Raw genomic sequence first — 23,115 nt, 5'->3', positions numbered from 1 at the left:
GTGGCTCTCACCCGGCTAGGACCGCGGCTCTTCCCCCGCGCCGACACCAGGGCGCTCACGTGCACAAGACCACCACCCACCCGACCTCCCAGTCACCCGCCCGACGACCCTGCCGATGCCGCGCCAGTAGTCCGCTGACGCGAACAGCGCACAGAACCCACCGGGCCGCGCTCCGGCACCGGAAAGGCGCCGCAGTACGCCTCCGTAATGCTGCCGCCGGGGCATCCCCGCCTCTCAGCAGTGGCCCCGCCGCCGCTCCGGGCTCTGCGGCCGTTCACACCCCGGCAGCACTGCCTTCCGGCTCCGCGCTGGTCGGCGGAGACAAAACCTGATGTGTCCCGGCGTCGACAGCTGACACGATGCCGTCAGCACCTGCCCGGGCCCCTTGCCGACACCGGGTCTGGACCGGCGCCGTACGACAGGAGGCGACCCTCGCCCCAGCACCTGGAGAAGAGCGCGGCCGTGACAACAACAGCCCCCGGCAACGACATCGCCCTGGCACTGATCGCCCAGGACATCATGTTCCTGCGACGCTTCGCCCACAGTGTGGCGGCTGTCCCCGACCAAGCTGTCATCCCGATTTTCTGCATGCACAACTACATGTGCCTGATCATTCACGAGTCCCACCGGGCACTTCTTCAGGTCGCTCCCGACCTCGCGGAAGCCCTCGCCTACGACTATGCGCCCGCCATCGAGCGTGCTCGGAACTCGGTCAAGCTCTACGACGACAAGTACAAGGAACTGGACGACGTAGGCACCGACTTCCGGCGCATCATCGAGGAACACCGTCAGGAATTCCTCGGCAACACGTGGCTGCCACTGGCGCGGCCGCTGGAGAGGGATCTTGTCCTGTGGCGCCTCCGCGGCAGGCTTGTCTCGACCTCTCACACAGCCAGCTTCTTCCTCGCCTTCCCTCCGCAGGCTTTCAAGAACAAGGACGATCTCGGCCCCAGGCTGCATGCCATAGCCGTGGAACAGGGCAGCTACATCGGCGCGGCGGCAGACGGACTTCCCTGGAAAGGCCAGAGCGCCCTCGACACGATGCAGAAAACGGACCTCACCGAGAACGAGGTGCGTGCCGAGAAGCACTACCGCCGAAGCTTCGATCCCTCCCTCCCAGAGGAGATCAAGGCATCCCTGACGGCCATGACCTGTGCACTGAACACCATCGACGTCCTCCTCGCCGGCGACATCACCCCAGCCTCGGCGACAACGCTGTTCAAGCTGCGCTACATCACCCTTCATCACGTCCTCTCCAGCCTCCGCAAACTCCACGACGAGTACGGAGCCGGGCTCCGCTCGCCGGACCGAGCACTGCTGAAGGACATCCTCGACGCCCCGATGAGCAACCTGATCCTTCAGACGCACAGAGGTTTCAGGAACACCCTGGTCCACTACCGCCCCGCGCATGACGTGCAGGAACGCCTGTCCTTTGACGCGCCGCTCTACGGCCTTCTGGACGCCTACTTCCCAGCAGGTGAAGCAGGATTGCTCGGCGACGCCCTCACGCTCTACACCGCTCACGTCGCAGACCACATGAGCGCCTGGTGCGACAACTGAAATCCGCAGAACTTATGGTCCGTTTCCCTCACCGCACGCCACTGGGTATGTGCCTGCCCGACATCACGATGCCGTTGGCGTCGGGCAGGCAGCATCGGCGAAACGGTCTCAAGGCCGCTGCAAGACAGAGAGCCACAGCCTGGGCGGTGGCAGGCAGACGCCGCAGGCTGTCGGAAGGACCTGCCTGGGAGCGGTGGGGATGTACGGCACTACGCCTGGGAGGCGGGCGGTCAGAGGCTGTCGCGCCCCAGTCCCAGCGGGCCGGGTCGCCGGGGCGCGGGTCGTACAGCGCCCGGCCGCCGGGGTCGATCCGGATCGTGCTCGCGCAGCATCTTGAGCAGGCCGGGAGCGAGTTCGGCGAGCAGGCCGGTGACGGCGGTGACGTAGGCGTGGGCAGTTCCGACGGATATCCCGAACCCGGCCGCGATGCGGGCGAGGGTGTCGTGGCGGCGCGTGCGAACTGCCGCTTCGAACACCACGGTTAGCCACAGCACCCCGCCTGTCCGCATGCGGACAGGGGAAGGCAGCCCGGTCCTACCTATCGATCACCCGGTTGATCTGCGAAGGCTCGTGGGCCCAGAAACCGTCACCAGTCGACACGCAGGCAGGTCTGGTCACGGCCCCGCCGGTGGTCCTGTCATGGCGTCGGACCCCGCATACGTGGTTGTCGGCCATGCGTAGGTCAGTTGGGCGTGTCCGGCAGTTGGGCTTCGACTTCATCGACGAATCTGGAGCGCTTGGTGTCTCGTGGGCGTGCGGGGTACCACTTGTTGGCAGGGATCGTGTAATGGTTGCCTCCGATGAGGACGGCTTCGTCCCTGGCACGGGTGAGGGCGACGTAGAAGGCTCTGCGGGCGTCAGCGACCTCTTTGGGGGCGGGGGGCCTGCCGGGGTAGTGGCGTGGGAGCAGTCCTTCAACGAGGCCGGGCAGGATGACGATGCGGAACTCGCGGCCCTTGGCGCTGTGGTAGGTGGTCAGGGCGATGTGGCCGGGGATTTGTCCTCCGGCGAGTTCGGCCATGGTGAGGTCGCCGGGATCGGCCAGGGCCTGGGCCGTGTCCCGGTCGCGTTGGTCGGGGCTGTGATCGGCGAGGTGGGTGACTCCCAAGGCGTCCCACAGTGCGGCGAGGAAGATTCTCGCCGGGTGGGCTGGGGTTTCGCGGTCGGGGGCGTCCAGGAGCGATGCCAGGCGTCGTGACAGGGTGCGCTGAGTGTCGGCCGGGTCGTTGTTGTGGGCCAGCTGGAGTTGGCGGTGCCAGGTTGCGGCCAGCTCGCGAAGGGTTCGGGCGGGGGCGATGCCGGCTGTTCTGCGGCGCGGTGCTGCGAGGTCTGTGGTGGTGGGGCCGGGCAGGGGCCCGGTCAGTCGCCGCGTGGTGCAGGCTGCGATCAGGTCCGCGAGGGGGCCGCTGGGACGGCGGCGCTGTTTTTCGCTGTCGAGGGGGATCTGCGCGGCCCGGATGGCGGCGGTCAGGGCGTTGAGCAGGGGGCCTTTGGAGCGGTAGAGGACGGCGATGTCTTCTGGCGGTGTGCCGGTTGCCAGGCGGTTGGTGAGGACTTCGACGGTGCGGGACGCATGGGCGTCTTCGTCGCCGTCGGCGTGGAGGATGGTGACGGTGCCGGCGTCGTCGCGGGTGGGAGCGGCGTGGTAACCGCGGTCTTCGCCAAGGACTGCGTGGCCGGCTGCAACGAGGGCCCTGCCGCTGCGGTAGTTGACGCGCAGGCGCAGTCTTCGGAAGTCGGATCGGTCGCTGAGCTGTTGGAGGTAGCGGGGGCTAGCGCCCTGGTAGGCGTAGAGCACCTGATCGGGGTCGCCGACGGCGGTGACGCCCATGCCGGCATCCAGCAAGGTGATCACCAGAGCGTGCAGGACGGGTCCGAGATCTTGGTATTCGTCGACGACGAAGTACGGGAAGCGCGCCACGAGTTGCTCGCGTGCGGTGCGGCTTTCGCGCAGCAGGTCGAGGGCACGGATGGTCATGGCCTCGAAGTCGAGGGTGTTGTTGTCTCGGAGCAGTTGTTCGTAGCGGCGCACGGCGCGCTGGTATTCGCGGGGGTAGTCAGCGATCGGCTCCCTTGCGGCGATCAGACGGCGCAGGCGTTCCAGCGTGGTCCGGTTGTTCGGGTTGACGTCCAGGCCGGATTCGTAAGCGGCGGCGTCCCACAGCTGTGTGCAGGCGGACGCGTCAGGGATGGTGAGGTCCTCGGGAAGCGGGTCGCCGATGAGGCGGCCGTAGGGGCGCAGGATGTGGTGCAGGCAGAAGGCGTGCACGGTGGTGCTGGACAGGCGCCGGCCCGGGTGCAGTCCGAGGTGGTGCAGGCGAACGGTGGTCTCGTGGGCGGCTGTTTCGGTGTAGGTCAGAGCGGCGACGCCGCGGTGGCGGCTGGTGGTGGTGAGCAGGAATCCGACGCGGGCGACGAGGGCTCGGGTCTTGCCTGCGCCGGGGCCGGCGAGCACGGCGATGTTTGAGTGATGGGTGGCGGCGGCGCGTTGATCGGGGTGTAGCGCGCCCAGTTCGGCGGCCAGGGGGGGCGGCAGCAGAGCTGGCACGGTCGCAGGCGTGTGCTGGTCGGTGGCGGTCATCAGCTGTGGTCCGGTGAGGCGACCGCTGGTGGTGCTAGGGGTTGGGCGGTGGAGGTTGCGGGGAACAGGGGCCGGCCGCGGAAGGTGCAGCTGAGATCGTCCAGCAGGGCGAGGATGGCTCCTGGGCCTTCGATCGTCAGCAGGTCATCGTGGGTGATGGGGCCTGCCGTACGGCCGAGCAGGTCCAGGACGCGGCCGTGCAGGCCAGTCGCGCGGGCGACATGCGCAGCCAGCCGCTGGGCGTAGCGGCCCTTGCCGATGGCCTCGATCTTGTCCACCAGGGTGTCGCGCTGCTGGTCGGTGGCGGTGCCGTCCTCAAAGGGCGCCAGGGCTTCACGGAAGGCGGACCGGCTGCTCTCGCGCTGCCGGAAGGCGCAGTAGGCCTCGGCCATTTCGGGGTGCAGCAAAGGAGCGACGTCGGGTTCCAGCGTGTGGTCGCCGACGTAAACGCCCACCTGGGTCGCGGCGGTCACTACCTGCTGTCGGCCGGCGCGTACGCCGCGCTCGGGCAGGTCCTGGACTGTGATCGTGTCGATGCCTTGGTCGATTTCCTGGTGTAGGACGTCTTCGTGTGCGATGCGCGCCAGGTCGCGGGCCCTCCACAGGCCAGGTTCCTTCTGGTAGCGGTGCTCGCCGTCGGCGGCGTCGCCGTCGGTGAGGATCCAGTGCGGGCGCCGCAGCGCCCGGGGACCCAGCAGGGTGGCGTAGGGGGCGAAGTCGGTGCCTTCGACGCTGGAGACGACGATGCCGTGATCGTCCAGGTGGAAGCCGGCTGCCTCGGCGAGGGCGGGCAGCAGGTAGGCGTCGGCTGCGCCCTCGACCAGAACGGTGCCCCGGGCGAAGAGGATCTCGGCGCGAGTGACGTTGATGTAGCGCTCGAGGTCGGCCGTCTCGGCGTCGGTGAGTACGCCGGGCGGTACCACGGAGCCGACGGTGTGCTCGCCCTGGCTGCTGGTCAGCACGATGCTGGACAGCGGGGTGACGGCGGCGATGTGCGGGCTGTGGGTGGTCAGCAGCAGCCGGTTGGGCTCGTGCAGCAGGTGGGCGAACACCTTGCGCTGCAAGCTGGGGTGGAGGTGGGCCTCGGGCTCTTCCACGGCCAGGAGTGTGTCCTCGCCGTCGCTGGCCTGGCGGCGCAGTTTCAGCCGTTCGAGCAGCAGGGCCAGGTAGACGACGTTGGCGGTGCCGGTAGAGGTGTGCTGGATGCCGCGGCTGCTGCTCGGGTCGATCAGAAGCTGGACGCTGCGGATCAGGTCGTCTTCCCGGCCGGCGAAGTCCAGCGAAGGGGTCAGCGGCAGTTGGGGGCCGGTCATAGCAGCCAGGCGGGAGGCGAGTTCGTCTACCGCCTGCTGCATGGATCCGTCCTGGGTCAGCTGGTTGCGAGCCTGTTTCAGGGCGTCCAGGGTGGAGGCGACGATGTCGGGGGCCGGAGGCCGCTCGCGCAGCAGCCGCACCAGGGGGCTGCGGTCGGCGCGGGAGAAGTCGCCTTCGGCGTCGCGCAGGGCGGGCAGCACGGACAGCGGGATGTAGTCCTTGGCGTGGCGCATGTCGACGCCCGCATCGTCGCCGCCGTAGATGGTCCAGGAGTAGTCGTCGGGGGTCAGTGGCTGGCTGGGCTGGGCGCCGAAGACTGTGCCAACTGCCAGCTTGGGCTGGAACAGGTAGGTCAGGCGGGCGATGCGGGGCTGCCCGTCCTCGGTGATGATCGCGCCGTCGAGGGTCGCGATGGCGTCGTCATCATTATCGAAGTCGGCAAGTTCGACTTCGATCCTGACGTCGACGCCTTGAGACAACGCCGGCGCACTGTCGTGGACGTCGTCGGCCTGGAGCCTGCGCCACCGGTTGGACAGGTCTGGGTCGAGGACCAGGCGCAAGGCATACAGCAGGTTGCTCTTACCGACCCCGTTCTCCCCCACGATCACCGCAGGAGTCGGGAAAGGGTCAATCACAAGATCTCGGAAGTTCCGAAAATTGGCGATCCTGACCTTTGAAAGGCGCATCGTTCCCCTCCCCCGTACACGGGCCCCGCCCCACGCGTTCCTGGCGCCCCATCTGCGGACGCACCAGCCTAACGAGCTCGTGCACGGTAGGCGGTGAGACGTCGGTCCCGGATGGTTGATCATGGTTGGGTGGTGGGGAACTCGACGCGTGCGGTGATCATCAGCAATCGGCGGATCACGGGTCTGGCTGCCGGAGTGGTTGCTGAACTCGTCCAAGAGGTGGGCCCGTTGTGGGAGGAGCGTCACCAAGCGAGGCTTGCCGCTCGCCCGCGTAAGCGGGCGGTGGGCGCGGGCGCGAAGTACCGGCTGGTTTTCGTCGACCGGCTCTTGGCCACCCTCGTCCATCTTCGCCACGGGGTCACCCATGACGTGCTGGCCTGCTGGTTCGGCGTGGACCGCTCCACCATCACCCGGGCTATCGGTGAAGTGCGGCCCCTGCTCGCCGAGCGAGGGTGCACCGTCAGCCCCGACGTGCGGTTGCGGTCTCTGGCCGAGGTCCTCGACCATCTCGGCTCGAGCGGGAAGACCGGCATCGTCGACGGCACCGAGATCCGGGTTCGCCGCCCGTCCGCCGGACGCCAGGACCGCGACAAGTTCATCTCCGGCAAGAACAAGCAGAACGCCGTCAAGTCCATGGTGGTCACGGACGGCAAAGGCCACGTGCTGTGGTGCAGCCCAGCACAGCCCGCAAGCTGCGCGGACATCACCCAAGCCCGCCAGTTGGGGCTGGTCAGCCTCCTGGCCGACGGGCCCGCAGTTGAGATTCTTGCCGACGCCGGCTACCAGGGGCTGGGTGCTCAGACCGGCGGACGGGTGGTGACACCACCGCACCGCAAGTTCAAGAAGAACGCACCGGACTGGTACGAGGAGGTCTACGAGCGCCAGCGCAAGGCACACTCTTCGCGCCGTATCCGTGTCGAGCACGGCATCGCGCATTTGAAGAATTGGCGGGCCCTGGCCCGCCACCTCGGCCGCCGCGAGCATATGAGCGACACCATCCAAGCAATTGCTGGCTTGCTGTCCCACCAGCAGGCCATGGACCTGGAGCCGACACGGCAGACGTGAACCGGGGTCACACCGAAGTTCGCGACGTCTCACCGCCTACCGTGCACGAGCTCGTAAGGGCTGTCCCGTAAATGATCTTCTGGCTGGTCGGGACGTGTTCGCCCCTGGCGCGGGCGGTCTTGCCTATCAACTCTTGGCAGGGTCCATCTGCCAGGCCTGAGAGAGGTACCCGGTTGCGTCCCGCCCGTAGCGCAGTAGAAGATCGTCTTGGTCCCCGAGGAGCCTTTGACGCAGAGTAGGGAACCAGCCGGTGCCCAAACCCACCCCCGCATCGGCAGCACGCCATAGCCAGGCCAGCGCCTCCGCCTTCCGCTCTGTCATGACCAATTGACCAACTGCTACCTGCATGGCATCGAGATCGCCATTGACGGCTGCGCGTTCGTACCAGGGGAGCGCCTCGTCCAAACGCCCCGCTACCACGAGCCGATCAGCCACCCAGCGAAGCGCTGTGTTGCTCCCGTCGGCAGCCGCACGTTCGAACCAAAGCTGCGCTTCGCCAAAACGCGCCGCATTCCACAGTTCATGCGCGGCCTTCCTCGCCGCGTTCGCGTCTCCGTGGGAGGCTGCGCGTTCGTACCAGGCCAGCGCCTCGTCCAAACGATTTGCCACCACCAACTGGTCTGCGGCCCACCGGAGCACCTTGGTGTTGCCCTCGCCCACTGCCAGCTCTGCCCATGCCAGAGCGTCTTCCAGACGGTGGGCTGCCGCAAGCGTCTTTGCCGCTGACTCCAGAGCATCAGGGCCACAGCAAGCAGCAGCACGCTCGAACCAGCTCTCTGCTGCTTTCCAACGGTTCACGGAGGCCAGCGCACTGGCTGCCCAGTAGAGGGCGTCGGTATCACCCCCCTCTGCTGCGCGGGTGAACCACTCCAGCGCCTCGTCAATACGGCCCGCCTCGACCAGCTGAGCGGCTGCGCAGCGCAGCGCATCGGTGTCCCCCGCCTCTGCTGCGCAAGTGAACCACGGCAACGCCTCGTCCAGACGATTTGCCTCCGCCAGCCGGTCGCCCGCAGCCAGAAGCGCGTCCTCGTCGCCGAAGTCAGCTGCCCTCTCGTACCACTGCAGCGCTTCGTCGAGTCGGCCGCCGTCGACAAGTTGGTCAGCGACCGCAGTCAGGACGTGGCCATCTCCCGCAGCCACTCCCCCCGCTTGGGCTGCCCGCCCGTACCAGAGCAGGGCCTCATCCAGACGGTCGGCTTGCGCAAGCTGATCGCCTGCCAGCAGGAATGCCCGCGCGTCACCCTGGTCAGCGGCAAGCTCAAACCATTCCAGTGCCTCATCCAGACGCCCCTCGCCTATCAGCCGGTATGCGGCACTGTGCCGGGCCTCCGCGTCGCCGTTTCTGGCGGCTCGATCGAACCATTCGAGCGCCTGGTCCAGACGCCCTGCCTCAACCAGGCGGTCACCGGCCAGGCGGAGATAGTGCGAGCCCCACCGGGTGGCGGCCCGCTCGTACCAGGACATGGCGTCGGCTAGGCGCCCCGCGCGTGTCAACCGATCGACAGCACTGCGCAGTGCCTCGGCGTCATCTGCATCGGCAGCTCGCCCGTACCAGACCAAAGCCGCATCCAGTCGTCCGGCTTCCGCGAGCTGATCGCCTGCGAGACGTACAGCGTCCTCATCGCCGAGATCGGCCGCCCGTTCCAGACAGAGCAGGGCCTCGTCTCCTCGGCCTGCCGTCACCAGCTGGCGGGCCGCCCAGCGAAGGGCTTTCACGTCACCGGCCTGAGCTGCACGCTCATACCACAGCACAGCCTCGTCCAGGCGGTCGGCATCTGCCAGTCGGTCGCCCGCTATGAGCAGCGACTCGCTGTCGCCGGCGTTGGCCGCATGCTGGTACCGGACGAGAGCCTGATCAAGATGGTCCGCCTTCACCATGCGGTCGGCCGCCCAGCGATACGCGCTTGGTGTCGATTGCGCAGCGGCAGCCCGCGCATACCAGACCACTGCCTCGTCGCGGTATCCGGCGCTGGTCAGATCTGTTGCGGCCCATCGCAGAGGTTTCGGGCTCTCGTCGGCAGCCGCCCGCTCGTACCAGGTCAGTGCCTCCTCCGGCCGCCCCGCGGCAAGAAGGTGACCGGCTGCCATCAAGAGTGCGTCGTCGATTCCGCCGGCGGCTGCCCCTTCGAATCGGAGCAGGGCCTGGTCCAGTTGGCCTTGCTGGGCGAGTTGGTCACCCGCCTCCAGGAGAGCATCCGCGTTTCCGCCGGCGGCAGCCCGTTCGTACCAGTTCAGGGCTTCGTCCGGGCGTCCCGCCTCAACGAGGCGGTTGCCGACGGTACGGAGGGCGCGAGTATTTCCCTCCGCTGCGGCACGCTCGTACCAAGGCAGAGCCTCGTCCAGTCGCTTCATCTCTGTCAGCGCGCCCGCCACCTCCCAATAGGCGTCGGCTGAGGCCCACAGGCGGCAGGCAATCTCTGCGAACCCGCGGTCCGCCGCGGCTGATGCAAGGGCGTGCGCGCCGTCGTCCCCGCAGTGGTGCTCGGCGGCTTGCCAGAACAGTGGAGGAATCCGTTCCAAGCGGCGTTGAGCTCGACCATGGTCGGCAAGAAAGTCAGCGAGTCGATAGGTCTGTCCCGGAACCTGGCCTGCCTGCGCGGTGGAGCCGCGCGGGCGCTTTTGCGGGTGTAGAGGGCCTAACGCTCCTTTGATGGGATTGGTGAGCTGGTTCAGTGCCTGTTCCAGCCAGTTGTCCGGCAAAAGCTCCCACTCGCTGTCAGTCAGGTATCCCTCAGCCGCCGCGGCAAGGAAGGGCAGCGGGAGGCCGATCGGGTGGCCGAGCCTGCGTGCGTCGATCGCAGCATTGAGGAGAGCTCTGTTGCCAGGGGGTGCCGTGTTGTAGATGTCGATCAATTCGAAGGCCGCTGCCAGGTACTGGGTGATCATCCCGTCTTGGGCCGAGGCGGCAGCGGCCACAAGACGTGGATCCGGTGACTCTTTGAGTAAGTCGACCTCGGAAGAGGAGAAGGCTGCCGGAACGTGAATGGCTCGTCCGGACAGAAGGACGCGTGCTTGGGCATGCGGGTCCGCCTGTCCAGGAGAGGGTGTACTGCGTAGGTCGTCGAAGTATCCGGGGCCGGGCCAGATAGTGCCAAGGACAAGGACCGGAGCCCTCGTATCGTCTGACAGGAGAGTGCGCAGGCCTGCGGCAATGGACTCGCCGTGCTCTCGGTGCAGGAGGTAGTGGTGGGCTTCGTTGAGCCAGACCACGGTCTTGGGGCCCACCTGGTCGAATGCGGCCAGTGCAGCCCTGGGCCTTTCCGGGTCGATGGGGTGCCACACTCTCCAGTCCGGAGGGAGGTTTCGGACTGCTTCGTAGCAGGCCCGGGTCTTCCCCGTGGACGATGTGCCAACCAGCAGGGCAAGTTGACTGACGCCGTGCAGCGCCTCGCCAACCAGTCGGCGCAGCTCCCGGTCATGGCCTCGTTCCACGTAGTTAGGCAGGCCGCTGGCGCCCCGCAGAGTGATCGCTCGATGGACTTCGAGGGTGTAGGGATCGACCTCGGTGATGGGGCGGCCGAGCGGTTCCGCAAGCTGTGCTCGGGTCCACAGCAAAGCTGCTTCCTCGGCGGCTTGTTCCACGACTCCGCCGGCCATCCGCGTCAGCACCGAAACGAGCGCCACGACGTCCGCCTGTTTGCCGGCTGTCGCAACCTCGCCAATCAAACGGTTGATCGTGTCGCGGGACGGACAAGCATGCAATGCATCGTCCTCGGCTACGGACAGCGCCATCGTGTCGAGCGTCGGCGCGCCGGCGGCCACGTACGCCCCGTAGATCAGGTCCTTCAGGGCACGCAAGGGACCTGGTGCCACCGCCGGCCGTGAGATGAGCCGTTTGCCGCTTCCTCGCTTTGCAACAGCTCCTTGGCTCTGCCCTGCCCGTGTCCCGTCGCCGTTCATCGCACCATCGTGTCCGGAAGGGGACGCGGCGTGCCTCTGAACTCAGCAATCTGTGACCAGCACACGGGCGCCATCGCATTTCAGCGTAGGGCCTTCAGCGTTCCTGAGCATGGTGAGCAGGCCGGCCAGCTCCCCTCTCCTACAACGTCAGGACCCAACCATGCCGCGCAATCGGCGCACGCCACGCCCGGGCTCGCATTCCAACGAAGTGCGCAACATCGCCCTGGGCGCCGTCGTATCCACCCTCGTACGCTTCCTCCTCGATCAGCTACGCAGCCTGCTCTGACAGAGGGGCCCGCAGACCCATCCGCGTCTGCGGGCCCTTGCCTTCTGCCGCGGGGATGTTCCATCGCGCAAGGCAGCGTCCGGCAGACGAAATCCAGTAGAGCGCCGCCAGCCAACGAATCGCTACACCCGTCCGCCGGAATGGCATGCAGTGGAACTGTCTGTTCCGGCAAAACGCTGCGCGCCTCAGCCACCGAACAGTTCCCCCGGACAGCGAAACCGTGACCTCTCCGGCATGCGGAGGTACCGGAGCCGAACGGCCCCTCGGGCTGGGTGGCGAATCCGACACCGGCACCAACCACGCTTCCTTGTGTTTGATCGTCACGGCCGGAACCACCCCGAGACTCAGAGCCGCTGATGCCGCCTACGGCACGCACCCAGGCGATCAACCCTCAACAGGCCCCCCGTAGGAAGTGCCATGAAGCTGTCCTGGGCTGATGCCACTTCCTGTCAGTGCCTCATGCCACTGGAGGCCAGTAGATCGAGGGCAGCTATACCAGGTCACACAGCAAATCCAGAGGATCCGGCCATGTCAGAGAAGCAGCATGTAGCCGCTGACGTTATGACGGCACTTCACACTGCTCGGGCGAGCCGGTCCACACGCTGCGCCAGGCATCGGTGAGTTCTTCGGGGCTGACGTCGGCCATGCCGCCGGTCAGCAGCCGGGCGCCGACGCCGATCAGCGTGGCGTCGAAGGGGCTGGACACCGTGCGGGGTTCGGGCAGGGGGATGCCTGCGGTGCGTGCGTAGTCGCGCAGGAGGCCGTCCAGGTCCCGTCCGATGGCTCGCCGCCCCTGCAGCATCCGCTCGGCGAGGTCCTGGCGGGCTTCGAAAGCGGTGTCACTGTCGCCCTGCGGGATCTGCGCCAGGGTGATGCCCGCCCGGCGCAGGGGCAGTTGGATGGTCCGGATCAGAGCCTGGCGCAGCATTGCGGCGGTCTGTTCGGTGCCGTCGATCGCCCAGAACGTCCAGCCGATCCAGCTGATGCCGCGGCCTGGCCTGGACAGGGCGGCGAGCCATGCGGCTCGGTGGACGATGTCGGGGCGCAGCGCGCTGGTTGCGGAGTCGGTCCACTGGTCGGCCGGGGCCAGCCAGCGCTTGGCGCGCCAGCGTTCGAGCTGGTGGGGGGTGACGGTCAGTCCGCAGCGGCTGACCTCGGCGACCAGGGCGAGTTCCGCGGCAGTGGGCGGGGTGCGGGTCACAGTCGGCTCCTGCGGTCCGGGCCGGCGATGGCGTAGACGGCGGTCGCCGTGGTGACGGCGCTGGTCCACTGCTGGCTCTGGGCGGCCAGCACGGCGGCGGCAGTCACCAGCAGCCACAGCAGGACCCGGCGGGCGGCATCCGGCCCGGGCCGTCGCGTTCCGTTCACGGTTGGACTCCTTTCGTGCCGGCCCCGGGGTGGGGGCGACGCTTCTATCTGGTCACACCGGCCGGGCGGGAACGGGAAAAACCTCGCGGGCCCCGGGTGTCGGCGGGGGCTACGCGGCCGCATGGGCACGCGCCGCTGGGCCCACGGGCACCGAGGCGCAGTGGCTCGCCCTGGTCACCTCGCTGCCCGCGCCGCAGGTCGTCCGTCCCCGGCCTGCCGGAGACGACGCCGGTGACCGGTCGGCGGCACCGGCCCGAGGGACCGGAACCGGTTCGCAAACGGGTACTCCCGGCCGCCGCTTCCAGGCGTGCCGGGAACGCCCGCCGGGTGACGGTGTCGAGGATGACGGTGTAGACGCCGACGTCGAACGTGCTCGGGCCGATCCGTACGTTTCCCGGATTCCCGGGGGCGAGAGTGGTGGGGCCGGTTTCGGCGACTGGATCCGCACTCTGCGTGAGCAGACCGCGGCCGGGAGCGGGACGCGAGGGCTGTTCGGCCGGGGCCGGTGCATGGCCGCTTAAAAGATCCTGGAATCTTCGGTACCCGCCGCGGGCTGCTGGTGCGATGAACACGGTGGAAGGGCAAGTGAGTCGAGGAACGGGGCGGTGAAGTCGGTGCAGGAGATGCTGATGCCCGAGGGGGTGATCGTCCTCCTGGTCACGCTGGTCGCCATCGGGGCGCGCGAGTGGAGACGGGTGCAGCTGGCCCGCGAGAAGCGCCGCGAGCGGGAGCAGGAGCTGCTGGCCGAGATGGTGGCGGAGGTCGCCGGGGGCGAGCGGGAGGTCCAGGTGCACCGCGGTGTGGCCGGGGTGTGGTCGTTGACGGGTACCCGGTCCGATGCGGTGCCTCGCCCGGAGGCGTCTGCCGGGCGCGGGGCGCCGGTGGACGGCCGTACGGTCGCAGCCAGGCGGCGCCGGTGACCGTGCAAGACCCTTCAGGAGCGGGGCTCGGCCGGGACGTGGCCGGGCCCTGCGGGCCGAGCGCCGGTATCCCGGTGGTCGACGAGGCGGCGCTCGCCGCCTTCTACGAAGCGCAGGTGGACAGGGCGTTCAGGTTCCTGGCCCGCAAGGCCGGCCGGGACGACGGCAAGCTGATCCTCGACCAGGTCTTCGAGGAGTTCTTCACCTGGTGGCCGGAGAATCCCGAGCATCCCAAGCCGGTGGCGACGCTGTATCAGATCGCCCGCTGCCGCCTGAACGATCATCTCCGCCGGAACGGGCGGGTCCTGACCGTAGAGGCCCATGAACTCGCCGAGGCCGCGGCCGACGGGGGCTCCCGCGACGAGCTCGCGGACGTCGTCCAGCGCGTCGATCTCGGCGCGGCGTTGGCCGGGCTGGCCGAGCGCGAGCGGCAGGCCCTGCTGTTGCGGTACGTGGCCGATCTGCCGGTAGCGCAGTGCGCCGAGGTCCTGGGGACCGGCATCGACAACATGAAGAAGATCCTGAAGACGGCACTGCGCAAACTGCGGCAGTCACCACGCCTGGACGGCTACGAGACCGCCGGGACGGCGAAGGAGGTGCACCGGTGAACTTCGGACAGGAACACGACGGTAAGCAGCACGAGCCCCTCACCCTGAGCCCGGCCGAGAAGGCGGACGGCTTCGCCGCCGTGATGCGGCGGCTGAAGGACCACAGCCCGCACGAGCAGGCCCGGCTGCAGGCACAGGCCGATGCAGCGGTGCTGGGCCACGAGGCGTACGCGCTGGGCCACGAGTACCACCGGCGCGGCAACTACGTCGCGGCGAAGCGGTGGCTGCGCGTGGCCGCCGACCACAGCGTCCCCGGTGCCGAGGAGGCCCTCGATGAGATCGATGCCAGCCAGCCGGCCAGCCCTGCTGTCGGTCGGGCCACGGCCGTCGACTTCTCCGGCCCGGCTCCGAGCGCGACGATCCCATCGCCTACCCCGGCCGGCGGTGGCTCCGAGAAGTGGGCCGCGGTCCTGGATTGCCTGGACGTGACGGCATCTGCCCGGGAACAGGCGAGGCAGATCACCGAGGAGGCCCGCTCGGCAGCCGAGGACCTGCTTGCCGAAGCACGGCAAAAGGCCCTGCGGGAACAGTTGGACTCCAAGCTGGGGCTTGAGAAGAAGCGCCGTGCGGTCGCGAGGCTGCTCTGTGAGGCACAGCAGGTACAGCAGGAGACCAAGCAGATCCAGGAGCAGGCCCGCTGGGCAGCCGAGACTCTCCTGGACGAGGCACGCCGTCAGGCGCAGCAGATTGTCGACGAAGCTCTCGTCCAGGCCGCTCAGACCGGTGCGGAAGCACGCCGGAAGGTCGTCGACGGGTCGAACCGGGCGCGTGGCGGGGTACGCATGCTGAACGCTTCCCTGGATGAGGCGGGCGTGGACAGTCGGCAGGCATGGCTGTATGCCGCCGGCGAGTTCTGCACCGCCGTTTCGGACCACCTGCCGGAGCGTTCCTTGCCTGCGGACGTAAGTGACGTCCGGCGTCCCCTGTGGACGTCCGGGACGCGCCCGGCTGTTTCGGGCGTCCTGTGGGTGGGCTGCAGCGAGGGCGCAACGCTGACGGTCGCAGACGACTGGCATCCGCAGCAGGAGAGCACTTCCGCAGCTCGCTTCGTCGTTGGGCCGGTGCTCGTCTCCCGGGCTGCAGACAACGCCGCGTATTTGGCGAGCTTCAAGAGCCTCACCAGGTGCGCTGCGGCCTGGGTGGATGAACTTCTCTTGGCGGCTTATGCCGCCGCTTGCGTGCAGCAAGACGGAGGAGTTCGCACGGTTTATCGCCTCGCCTTGGGCTGTGCCGAGGAAGGAGCGGACAGCAGCACGTCAGACACTGCCGACGCGGAGGAGGCGACGCGTGCGGCAGGCCGGTGAAGCACGTGGTGCATTCTCTAGGGGCTACGAGCGAAACGAATACGGCCGCAACGTCATGGTGCAGGAGATGCAGGAGCCCTGACCGTCATCAGCGATGGTCAGGGCTTGCCGCTGCGGCTCCGTTTCCGCAGCGGCAACGACGACCAGTACGTCACCCCAGGCGGTCAAGCCTTGTACCACCGTGTCTTCTCTTGAGCAGTGAGGAACACGACCATGCGCGATACCACCGAGGCGATCTGCGTCAGCCGGCCCGGGCAGCGAGCAACTGCGACCGGGTGTAGGTGGTCGTGGCGCCGGTGGGGGTGTCTCGCAGCAGTTCGAACAGGCCGCGCGGTGCCGCAGGACCCTGTGGTTGGACTGCGGGGGCGGAGATGTCGTCGAGGAGGACGTCGACGAGGCGGGCGAGGGTGTGGCAGCCGTTGCCCGAGTAGCCGAAACCGATCCCCCAGCCCTCACGCTCGGGCGCGAGCCACAAAGTGCCGTCCTTTGTTCGGACCCAGCAGATGTTGCGGCCGCCGCTGAGGGTGAAGGCCTCGAGCGGCGATCGGGTGGGCAGGCGCTGCAGGGCATAGGTGAAGAGGGTCGCGTTGCGGGTGCCCGGGGCGCGGTGCAGCACGGGGACGCCGGCGACGGGGTCGTGGAGGAGGACGTCGGTGTCGGCGTCACGGCCATGATCCGACAGGATCTTCTCCAGGACGGTGGGCGGCTGGTCTGAAGCTGCGGGGACCAGGCGCTGGGACCACTCGCGCGCGGTGGCGCAGGAGGTTGGGTCCGCACTGACCACGGCGCCGGTGTGCCAGTCCTGGCCGCCGTCCCAGCGCTGAGCGAAGTCCGCAACCCGGTGCGCGAGAACGTCGCGGCGTTCGGTGATGCTCAGCCAGCCGGCGCGGCGGACCATCTCTGCCGGTTCTAGAGGGTCGGGCCGGCTGAGCGGGGCCGGCACCGCGCCGAGGACGAGGTGAGTGCCGTCGCCGCCGTCGGCGGCGTTCTTGCGCAGCTCGGTGATCTGGCGGGTTGCTGAGGCGTGGCTGCGGCGGCGGACCTCCCGGGCGAGGTGCCAGCACAGCTCGGCGGCCGGGGAACCGTCCGGCTCGTCGGCCGCGAGCTCGACGAGCGCCGTGATGGGGGTGACGATGTCGCAAGCGGGCACCACCGCCGGCGGTGCGCCCGGGCGCCATGCGGCGATCGCGCCGCGGTCGCGCAGGTGGTGGTACCAATACGGCGCCGGGTGCCCGAGCACCGCCGCCAGCTGGGCCCAGGTCGTCTCGTACTGCTGGCCGTCCCCACGGGTGTCGTGGGCGAGGAGCTGGGGCACGTACGGCTGTGTCACCTGCGTGCCGGTCTGCGCCACCACCACGCACGCATACCAGTCGGCAAGACGCTCGCCGTAACGTCGGCACAGGGCACGGATGACCATCTTGCGGCTGGCGTTGCCGTCGATCAGCGAGTGCATCAGCCCGACCCCGCCCTGGCCGGTCTCCCACCGCAGCACCGCATAGTCGTCGACGAACTCAGCCTTGTCGAAGACGACGTCCCCGGCCGCGGCCGCCCGCTGGATCCACGGCCCCTCTGCGCCGTCGCTGCCGCGATCCGGAGCGCCCCGCGTTAACCCTCCCACGCCATTCCCTCCCAAGGACTATCAGACGATTCCACCGGGGTCGGTCAGCCCCGAGATCGCGCACCGACTTCACCCTGCCCACCAGCGCGGGCCCGCACCCGCGAACCGGCCCTCTCTCACCGCAACTCCTCCGACCCGCTATTCCGCGCGGCGGGTACCCGGGCCCGCGCCGGGTGGCGGGTGCCGCGACTGGCGAACGCACCGGCATCCTGTGGCACCGCGGCCGGGCTGGCTCGGCTGACGGGTCTGTACGGCGGCGTGCTTTGGATGCGCCCGTACGGGCCACCGGGCACGGACACAGCCGCGGTCGTGCCCGGTCTCGGTCTCCCACTCCTCGCGCGGCAGTGCCTGCGCCGTGGGGGCTGGGGTCTGCAACGCGGGGACGGCGGGACGGCGCAGTGCGTGGGCCAGCCAGGCGATGGCCGCGCCCGCCCGCTCTTCGTGTTCGCGCGGTACACCGGCGACGGGGCTGAACTGCTCGAACTGGTCGTGCCAGCGCCGGGACGTGCCCAGGAAGACGGGGCCCAGGCGCAGCGGCAGGGCATCGAACTGGTCGGCAGTGATGTCGAGCAGGAGCGGGCCGCGCTCGAGCCAGGCGTGGGTAGGGGCCGCTCCGGTGACGTTGTCCACCCGGACGCCGCTGTGCAGCTGCCACTCGCCCAGGCCCGACCGCTTCAGATGGGCGGCCAAGGCCAGTGAGGTGAGCCGGCACGCTCCGCGCGGGAAACGCGCGAGTGGCTCCGGGCGCGGGCCAACCTCCAGCGCGAGACGGGCTCGGCCAGCTTCGGACCGCACGCGATCCAGGTCGTTGAGGGTGTAGTTGTTCGTCATGGCCGCGGACCGTAGAGGACGTCGCGGCTAACGTCGCCCGCTGTCCGCGCGGCCTCGTCCGACAGCGAGACACCGCCCTCACCGTCGGGCTCCACGGCGACGGCCGGACTGAACAGGCTCTCCAGCACCTGGCGTTGCCACTCGGACGCGCCCAGGACCCAGCCGAGCCGGAACATGCACGGCACCCGACTCCGAGCCAGCGGCGTATTCGGGATGAGCGTGCCGGTCCCGGGCGGGCGGCCTGCACGATGCCGCACCCGGTAGCGGGTGGACTCCCGTGCCGCTGGAGCTGCCCGGCTTCACCGAACCCCGCTGAGGCCGTGCACAGGAAGAAAGCCCTCGCTGTTGCAGGCGGACGGGAGTCGTCCCGTGCGGCCGTGTGACCTGGGGCGGGTGGTCAGCCGCCGTGGCGGGCGATCCGCCTGCCGATGGCGGTCCAGACCGGCTCTGCCACTTCCTCGGGCACCGCGCCGGTGAGGCCGTCGAGGTGCTGGACTGCCTCACGGGTGATGTAGCGGTCGGGGTCGGGGGATTGCAGGTAGCGGCGCAGCAGGTCGGCGTCGAGGTCCTGGCGCTGGAGGTAGGCGGCGAGGGTGCCGACCAGGAGGTGGTTGTGGGCGAGGGCGTCGGTGCTGACCGTGCAGGGGGCGGGCGCGGGCGGCAGGGTGTCGCGGATCTGCTGCAGGCCCTCGTCCTGTTGCGGGCCGTGGGGGATCTCGCTGCGCCGCTGGGGCCGCTTGCGCGGGTGGGTGGAGGTCATGGCCGTGCCGTCCCTTATGGCCGGTCCCACGTTCCGGCGCCTGCTGGGTGGCGTAACCCACCACGGGCGGGGCGCTGTGAGTGACGCGGCGCGTCTGGGGCCTACCGTCCGCGTCAGTCGTGGGCTGACGCGGCACTCAGCCGGGCACCGTCACAGCGCGGGCAAGGGGCGGCACCAGCCGGGACAACGACGGTCGTCCTGCCGGGTCACGGTGCCGGGGCGGCGTGCGGCAGCCCCGGCCCCGGGCTGGGTGCGCCGTGCGGTGCGGGCAGGCGCACGACCTGTGTCAGGTGGCGGTGTATGCGGTCGGCTTCACCTCGTACCTGGGCGGGGATGTCGCCGTGCTCGGCGATGAGGCGGCTGTAGATGGCGGTGTCCTGGAACACAGTGGGCCTGCTCATTTCGTCCGGGTGGGGCGGGCTTCGGGTGCTCAGAGCTGCGGGTCGAGGCCGAACTGGTTCATCACGTCGGTGAACAGCTCCTGTGCGGTCTCCTGCACTGCTTCGGCCTCGTCGAGCGGGGTCAGGGTGGCGGCGACGGGCTGGATCCGGCGGGGGTGGCGGGCGTGGTCAGGGACGTCGGTGAAGCCGCCGAAGCCGGTGACGACCGGGACCAGGGCGGGCGGCGGCGTGGGAGAGGAGGTGACGGGCGTGAGGGTCGCGGTCACCTGCAGCGCGCTGTCCACCCGCAGCCGACGGGCCAGTTCCCAGGCAATGGTGGTCAGATCGCGGCAGCAGGCACCGATGAAGTCCTCGGACACCGCGACGCCCACGTCAGGCAGATCATCGGCGGCCAGGTTGCGTGCGGCGTTCCAGGAGACGTTGGCGGCCAGCAGCACGGTCCCGTCGTGGTGCAGCTCGGCGTAGACCTCGCGGGCACCCGGCAGGAGGAGAGTGCTGAGGACCCAGCGGCGCAGTCCAGGCCGCGGGTTCCCGGTGACGATCTCCAGACTGGTCAGGGGGCCGGGTCGCATCGGGTCACGGCCCCGGCGCCGGGCGGCCTCGGCGACGGCGGTGGTCTCTTCGCGGGTCAGGCGGGGAGCGGTGCGCGGCAGCGGACGTTCGGGGCGGGCCAAGGCGACGAAGTAGGCGGCCGGATCGATGTGCTGGGCGGACACCATCTCCTGAGCGTGAGCGAGCAGGCGGTGTGCTTCGTCCTCGGCGCGCTGGGCCCGGGTGAAACGGTCGCGGTAGGCGCGTTCGAGTTGGTGCTCGGCCATCCAGGCGGTGTGGTCGCGGTCACGGTAGGGGGCGACGGCGGCCTGCTGGTCCCTGTCCTTGGCGGCGCTGCCGTAGACGAGGTGCGGAGCCATGGGGCTGGCCGGGACATCGGCCACCAGCACGCTCGTGGCACCGTCGGCCGAGGTGAGAACCGTGAAAGTGAGATCGGGCAGGTAGGGCTGGACGTGGTTGCGGACCCACTGGGCGTACTGCTCGACGTTCACCTTCTCCGGGTCGATGCCGACCAGCTCGCACGTGGCGTCCCGCACGCCGAAGACGATCAGCCCGCCGCGGGTGTTGGCCATCGCGGCGACGTCCTTGGCCAGCTCGTTCCAGCGCCCCTCGATCGGGGACCGCGGAAGCTGTTCCTTCCAGTCCAGGTCGTCGGACTCCGCCAGCCGGTCGGCAGCAGCCTTGGCGACCATGCCGAAGTCCAACGGGCCGGGCGCAGCCCCGAGGTGCTCATGCAGTCGTGTCCAAGAACGGGCCATGCCCCGCACCCTACGGCGCGGCACTGACAACGCCGGCCGGTCTTGAGGGGAAGGTACGACCTCCCCGGCTCGCCGCAGAGCGTGGGCTGTTGCGGACCACCCAGCCCGGACGGAGGTGGCGAGTTGCCCGTGCTCTGGATCCGCGGTGACCGGCAGGGTGTGAAGGGCGGACCGGGCGGTCTCGCGGGGTGTGGCTGAGGGTGTTACCGCTTCGGGCCTGCCGAATTGGATAAAGAGACGGAATGCAGCGTCCGTACTGCCGCTGACCTGCGGTGGGGCCAGTTGAAGGCCTCGCGTGACGTCGGCACGTCCGTGTGGATACAGGTGCCGGAATGCGGGTGATCAGCCTGGCCCGCCGGGCCGGTCAGGTGCCACGATCGAGGCCTCGTCAAGGCCCGCGGGCGCATCGCCCCCAACAGCCGCCCGGCGAGGTGCATCTGTTGTGTCATCAGTTCGAGGAGCACCATGTTCGTCTTCTCCGCCCGCCTGGCCACGGCCGGTGCGGTCGTCACGGTGGCCGCCGAGTGCGGCATCGCGTACCCGCTCGCCGACCGTCTCCCGGCCGGCGACGCCGTCGTCATCGTCATCGTCGTCCTGGCCGTCACCGCGCTGGCCGCGACCGGCCACGAGGTGCCCGCCGTGCTGGGGGCGCTGGCGGCCGCGGCCGCCTGCCGGCTGGCGCGGGCCCGGCCGGTGCTGCGCCTGGACCTGCGCCACGCGTTCGTCGGGGCGCTCTGAGATGGCCGGCCGACCGCTCAGCCCCATCCCGGACAGCACGCCCCCCGAGCTGCGCGCTCTCGTCGTGCGGCTGCGCAACGCCAAGGATGCCTCGGGCAAGACCTTCGAGGCACTCGCCAAGGACGGCGGGGTCTCGGAGAGCGTCGTACGCCGCGCCCTCGCAGGCAAGAGGGTGCCCTCGCTGGAGACCGTGAAGGCCATCACCCGCGCCTGCGGCCGCACGGAGGACGACATGGCACGGGCCTGGCACGCCGCGAAGGCGGAGGAGATCCTGCCGGGCGCGCGGGATCTGGGCCCGAAGATGGTCTCCTCGCGTGCCCAGCTCGTCGAGTCGATGATCTTCATGCGGATCGCGGGCGGTTATCCGCCGCTGCACCAGCTCGAGAAGGACGCGGGCAGCGCTCCAGACGGCCGGACGCGGTTGCCCCACTCGACCCTCCATCTGGTCCTGGAGGGACGGATACCTCCTCCCGAGACGCTGTTCACCGCCTTCATGGAAGCACTGTCCGTGCCCGCCGCCGACCGGCGAAACTGGCTGGACGCCCATCACCGTCTCTTCGCCGACGCCCCGGCGCGGCGCCCCTTTGGACAGCCGCCCCCCGTCGTACGCGACGAGCCGCCTGCCATCAACTCGTGTGAGGCGGCCGAACGCGCACTCCCGCGCCTGGAGCAGGACGAGGACATCAAACGGAAGACCGGCCAGCTGAAGGAGCCGGACGACTACGAAGTCCTCGGCCTGGGCTACCTCAACTCCCCCGCGCCGGACTTCCTGTGGCCGGAGTACAACGATGAGGAGATCGCCGCCCGGGAGGCCGAGGCAGCGGCTCGGCTTTCCGTCCAGGAGCGTGTCGACCTGCGCGAGAAGCTGCGCACCATGATCGACCGCAGCGCCCCGGCCTGACTGCCCGCCGGATACACGGTGCGGGCCCGGGACGGCGGATCCCGGCCCCGCACCGTGAGATTCGCGGTCGGCTGCCCAGACCCCTGGTGGTGAGCAGGCGGGAGCAGACGGCACCACACCGGGGGGCGCACTGCGGGCATGCGAGTTGCCCGTCGAGAAAGTGTGGCGGGACCGGCCCGCTGTCGGGCCGGTCCCGCCGGTGCAGGCCCGGCGTCAACCGGTCTGCGGTGTCCCTGGGTGCTTCGGTTTGCGGCCAGTAGCGTGTCAGGGAGGCTCGAGGTCGGGGCGGTGTGGGGTGCGGCCCCAGCAGGCCTGCTGGGGCCGCACCCCCACACCGCCCCGACGCTCGAACGTGGTTGGTATCCAGATTGCTGTCATAGCCCCGCCGCAGCAAGGCAACGTGGAACGCCGGTGAGCCCGCAGGCGGGGCGACCTGTCTCTCGGGCTCGGCAAAGGCACTGGTCGGCTAGGTGCGGGTCGGCCGGACGCTCTCGTTCCGGCCGTTGAGCAATTGAGAGGACGCCTGGAACGCGCGTGAGCCGAGGAACCACGTTGGTGTGACGGGGCGTGGCATCCTGCAGTGCACCGGGGCGCGGCAGCGTCAACTGCCGTAGGCGTGCCGGTTTTTGCGGCCAGTAGCACATCACCCGTGCGGGTCGTCGGCATCGAAGTCGTCGGCGGCCCGCCCGTCTGCCAGGGAGGCAGTTCAGCATGTCCACCACCCTCAAGGGCGCTCCCACGCCCGCCCGCGATCGCCGCCCATCCCGGGCGCAGGCCTTCGGCATCAGCGTCTTTCCCCTCCTTGGCGCAGGTCTGGCCGCCACTGGCATGCCGGTGCGTGACGTGCTCGTCCTCCTCGCCGGGTGCGGGGCGATCGGCGCCGCCGTCTACGCCGTCGGCGGGAGCGGTCGGCTGCTGCTGCATGCCTTCGCGGCGGCGCTGAACGCCGCCGCCCGCCGGTAGA

The 23,115-nt window shown here is 69.3% G+C and carries 19 protein-coding genes and 1 pseudogene; 8 read left to right on the top strand and 12 right to left on the bottom strand.

The genetic code is table 11. The features are described from left to right. Positions 1–462 precede the first annotated feature (462 nt). A complete protein-coding gene (locus ACWCPM_RS23870; RefSeq protein WP_450978275.1) occupies positions 463–1,560 on the top strand; it encodes a hypothetical protein in 1,098 nt (365 codons plus the stop codon). Between the two features lie 308 nt (positions 1,561–1,868). Here the strand turns inward: ACWCPM_RS23870 and ACWCPM_RS23865 are convergent. From ACWCPM_RS23865 to ACWCPM_RS23855, 3 genes and pseudogenes are all read right to left on the bottom strand, one after another. After that, a pseudogene (locus tag ACWCPM_RS23865) lies at positions 1,869–2,027 on the bottom strand (transposase family protein); the annotation flags it as partial. Between the two features lie 215 nt (positions 2,028–2,242). Then, positions 2,243–4,141, bottom strand: a complete 1,899-nt coding sequence (locus ACWCPM_RS23860) for an ATP-dependent helicase (RefSeq protein ID WP_450978274.1) — start codon at positions 4,139–4,141, stop codon at positions 2,243–2,245. Further along, positions 4,141–6,141: an ATP-dependent nuclease gene (locus tag ACWCPM_RS23855; protein ID WP_450978273.1), complete on the bottom strand. Its 2,001-nt coding sequence runs from the start codon at positions 6,139–6,141 to the stop codon at positions 4,141–4,143. Before ACWCPM_RS23855 ends, ACWCPM_RS23860 begins: the two co-directional genes overlap by 1 nt. A 153-nt stretch (positions 6,142–6,294) precedes the next feature. Here ACWCPM_RS23855 and ACWCPM_RS23850 point away from each other — a divergent pair, with 153 nt between their 5' ends. Beyond that, entirely contained in the window at positions 6,295–7,206 is a 912-nt protein-coding gene (locus ACWCPM_RS23850) for a transposase family protein (RefSeq protein ID WP_450978272.1), read from the top strand. Between the two features lie 126 nt (positions 7,207–7,332). Here ACWCPM_RS23850 and ACWCPM_RS23845 read toward each other — a convergent pair whose 3' ends face one another. The 3 genes from ACWCPM_RS23845 to ACWCPM_RS23835 all read right to left on the bottom strand — a co-directional run bounded on the left by ACWCPM_RS23845 (position 7,333) and on the right by ACWCPM_RS23835 (position 12,760). Beyond that, entirely contained in the window at positions 7,333–11,004 is a 3,672-nt protein-coding gene (locus tag ACWCPM_RS23845) for a tetratricopeptide repeat protein (protein ID WP_450978271.1), read from the bottom strand. Positions 11,005–11,951: 947 nt separating this feature from the next. Next, positions 11,952–12,593 carry a hypothetical protein gene (locus ACWCPM_RS23840; RefSeq protein WP_450978270.1) on the bottom strand — a complete coding sequence of 214 codons (642 nt, stop codon included), beginning with the start codon at positions 12,591–12,593 and terminating at the stop codon, positions 11,952–11,954. Further along, the gene (locus ACWCPM_RS23835; protein ID WP_450978269.1) at positions 12,590–12,760 is read right to left on the bottom strand and encodes a hypothetical protein; all 171 of its coding nucleotides are present in this window, start codon (positions 12,758–12,760) and stop codon (positions 12,590–12,592) included. The genes ACWCPM_RS23840 and ACWCPM_RS23835 overlap by 4 nt, the downstream gene beginning before the upstream one ends. A 605-nt stretch (positions 12,761–13,365) precedes the next feature. On the opposite strand from ACWCPM_RS23835, the gene ACWCPM_RS23830 reads away from it, so the two are divergent. The 3 genes from ACWCPM_RS23830 to ACWCPM_RS23820 are packed head-to-tail and all read left to right on the top strand — an operon-like array spanning position 13,366 to position 15,592. Next, the gene (locus ACWCPM_RS23830; RefSeq protein WP_450978268.1) at positions 13,366–13,680 is read left to right on the top strand and encodes a hypothetical protein; all 315 of its coding nucleotides are present in this window, start codon (positions 13,366–13,368) and stop codon (positions 13,678–13,680) included. Further along, the gene (locus ACWCPM_RS23825) at positions 13,677–14,288 is read left to right on the top strand and encodes an RNA polymerase sigma factor (protein WP_450978267.1); all 612 of its coding nucleotides are present in this window, start codon (positions 13,677–13,679) and stop codon (positions 14,286–14,288) included. The genes ACWCPM_RS23830 and ACWCPM_RS23825 overlap by 4 nt, the downstream gene beginning before the upstream one ends. Beyond that, entirely contained in the window at positions 14,285–15,592 is a 1,308-nt protein-coding gene (locus ACWCPM_RS23820; protein WP_450978266.1) for a hypothetical protein, read from the top strand. Before ACWCPM_RS23825 ends, ACWCPM_RS23820 begins: the two co-directional genes overlap by 4 nt. 241 nt (positions 15,593–15,833) lie before the next feature. On the opposite strand, the gene ACWCPM_RS23815 is transcribed toward ACWCPM_RS23820, so the two are convergent. The 6 genes from ACWCPM_RS23815 to ACWCPM_RS23790 form a co-directional block, all read right to left on the bottom strand. Continuing rightward, positions 15,834–17,210, bottom strand: a complete 1,377-nt coding sequence (locus ACWCPM_RS23815) for a hypothetical protein (protein ID WP_450978265.1) — start codon at positions 17,208–17,210, stop codon at positions 15,834–15,836. 138 nt (positions 17,211–17,348) lie between these two features. After that, positions 17,349–18,041: a hypothetical protein gene (locus tag ACWCPM_RS23810; protein WP_450978264.1), complete on the bottom strand. Its 693-nt coding sequence runs from the start codon at positions 18,039–18,041 to the stop codon at positions 17,349–17,351. Then, entirely contained in the window at positions 18,038–18,217 is a 180-nt protein-coding gene (locus ACWCPM_RS23805; RefSeq protein WP_450978263.1) for a hypothetical protein, read from the bottom strand. Before ACWCPM_RS23805 ends, ACWCPM_RS23810 begins: the two co-directional genes overlap by 4 nt. A 221-nt stretch (positions 18,218–18,438) precedes the next feature. After that, positions 18,439–18,801 carry a hypothetical protein gene (locus tag ACWCPM_RS23800; protein WP_450978262.1) on the bottom strand — a complete coding sequence of 121 codons (363 nt, stop codon included), beginning with the start codon at positions 18,799–18,801 and terminating at the stop codon, positions 18,439–18,441. Positions 18,802–19,007: 206 nt separating this feature from the next. Further along, positions 19,008–19,202, bottom strand: a complete 195-nt coding sequence (locus ACWCPM_RS23795) for a hypothetical protein (protein WP_450978261.1) — start codon at positions 19,200–19,202, stop codon at positions 19,008–19,010. A 29-nt stretch (positions 19,203–19,231) separates the two neighbouring features. Further along, complete coding sequence (locus ACWCPM_RS23790; protein ID WP_450978260.1) at positions 19,232–20,512, bottom strand: RNA-binding domain-containing protein; 1,281 nt, start codon at positions 20,510–20,512, stop codon at positions 19,232–19,234. Between the two features lie 465 nt (positions 20,513–20,977). Between ACWCPM_RS23790 and ACWCPM_RS23785 the strand changes: the two genes are divergently transcribed. The 3 genes from ACWCPM_RS23785 (at position 20,978) to ACWCPM_RS23775 (ending at position 23,114) form a co-directional block, all read left to right on the top strand. Further along, complete coding sequence (locus tag ACWCPM_RS23785) at positions 20,978–21,250, top strand: hypothetical protein (protein WP_450978259.1); 273 nt, start codon at positions 20,978–20,980, stop codon at positions 21,248–21,250. Between the two features lies 1 nt (position 21,251). After that, complete coding sequence (locus ACWCPM_RS23780) at positions 21,252–22,151, top strand: helix-turn-helix domain-containing protein (protein ID WP_450978258.1); 900 nt, start codon at positions 21,252–21,254, stop codon at positions 22,149–22,151. Positions 22,152–22,862: 711 nt separating this feature from the next. Then, positions 22,863–23,114, top strand: a complete 252-nt coding sequence (locus ACWCPM_RS23775; protein ID WP_450978257.1) for a hypothetical protein — start codon at positions 22,863–22,865, stop codon at positions 23,112–23,114. Position 23,115: the final 1 nt, after the last annotated feature.

The organism is Streptomyces sp. NPDC002309 (assembly GCF_053593375.1).
Note: the sequence above shows the minus strand (reverse complement) of the source record. Positions and strands in the feature narration are given on the sequence as shown.

What these genes read in the sequence shown, in the direction of transcription:
- ACWCPM_RS23860 (WP_450978274.1), bottom strand. Translation starts at nt 4,141, where the DNA reads ATGACCGCCACCGACCAGCACACGCCTGCGACCGTGCCAGCTCTGCTG.
- ACWCPM_RS23855 (WP_450978273.1), bottom strand. Translation starts at nt 6,141, where the DNA reads ATGCGCCTTTCAAAGGTCAGGATCGCCAATTTTCGGAACTTCCGAGAT.
- ACWCPM_RS23810 (WP_450978264.1), bottom strand. Translation starts at nt 18,041, where the DNA reads ATGACGAACAACTACACCCTCAACGACCTGGATCGCGTGCGGTCCGAA.
- ACWCPM_RS23805 (WP_450978263.1), bottom strand. Translation starts at nt 18,217, where the DNA reads ATGTTCCGGCTCGGCTGGGTCCTGGGCGCGTCCGAGTGGCAACGCCAG.
- ACWCPM_RS23800 (WP_450978262.1), bottom strand. Translation starts at nt 18,801, where the DNA reads ATGACCTCCACCCACCCGCGCAAGCGGCCCCAGCGGCGCAGCGAGATC.
- ACWCPM_RS23795 (WP_450978261.1), bottom strand. Translation starts at nt 19,202, where the DNA reads ATGAGCAGGCCCACTGTGTTCCAGGACACCGCCATCTACAGCCGCCTC.
- ACWCPM_RS23790 (WP_450978260.1), bottom strand. Translation starts at nt 20,512, where the DNA reads ATGGCCCGTTCTTGGACACGACTGCATGAGCACCTCGGGGCTGCGCCC.
- ACWCPM_RS23785 (WP_450978259.1), top strand. Translation starts at nt 20,978, where the DNA reads ATGTTCGTCTTCTCCGCCCGCCTGGCCACGGCCGGTGCGGTCGTCACG.
- ACWCPM_RS23780 (WP_450978258.1), top strand. Translation starts at nt 21,252, where the DNA reads ATGGCCGGCCGACCGCTCAGCCCCATCCCGGACAGCACGCCCCCCGAG.
- ACWCPM_RS23775 (WP_450978257.1), top strand. Translation starts at nt 22,863, where the DNA reads ATGTCCACCACCCTCAAGGGCGCTCCCACGCCCGCCCGCGATCGCCGC.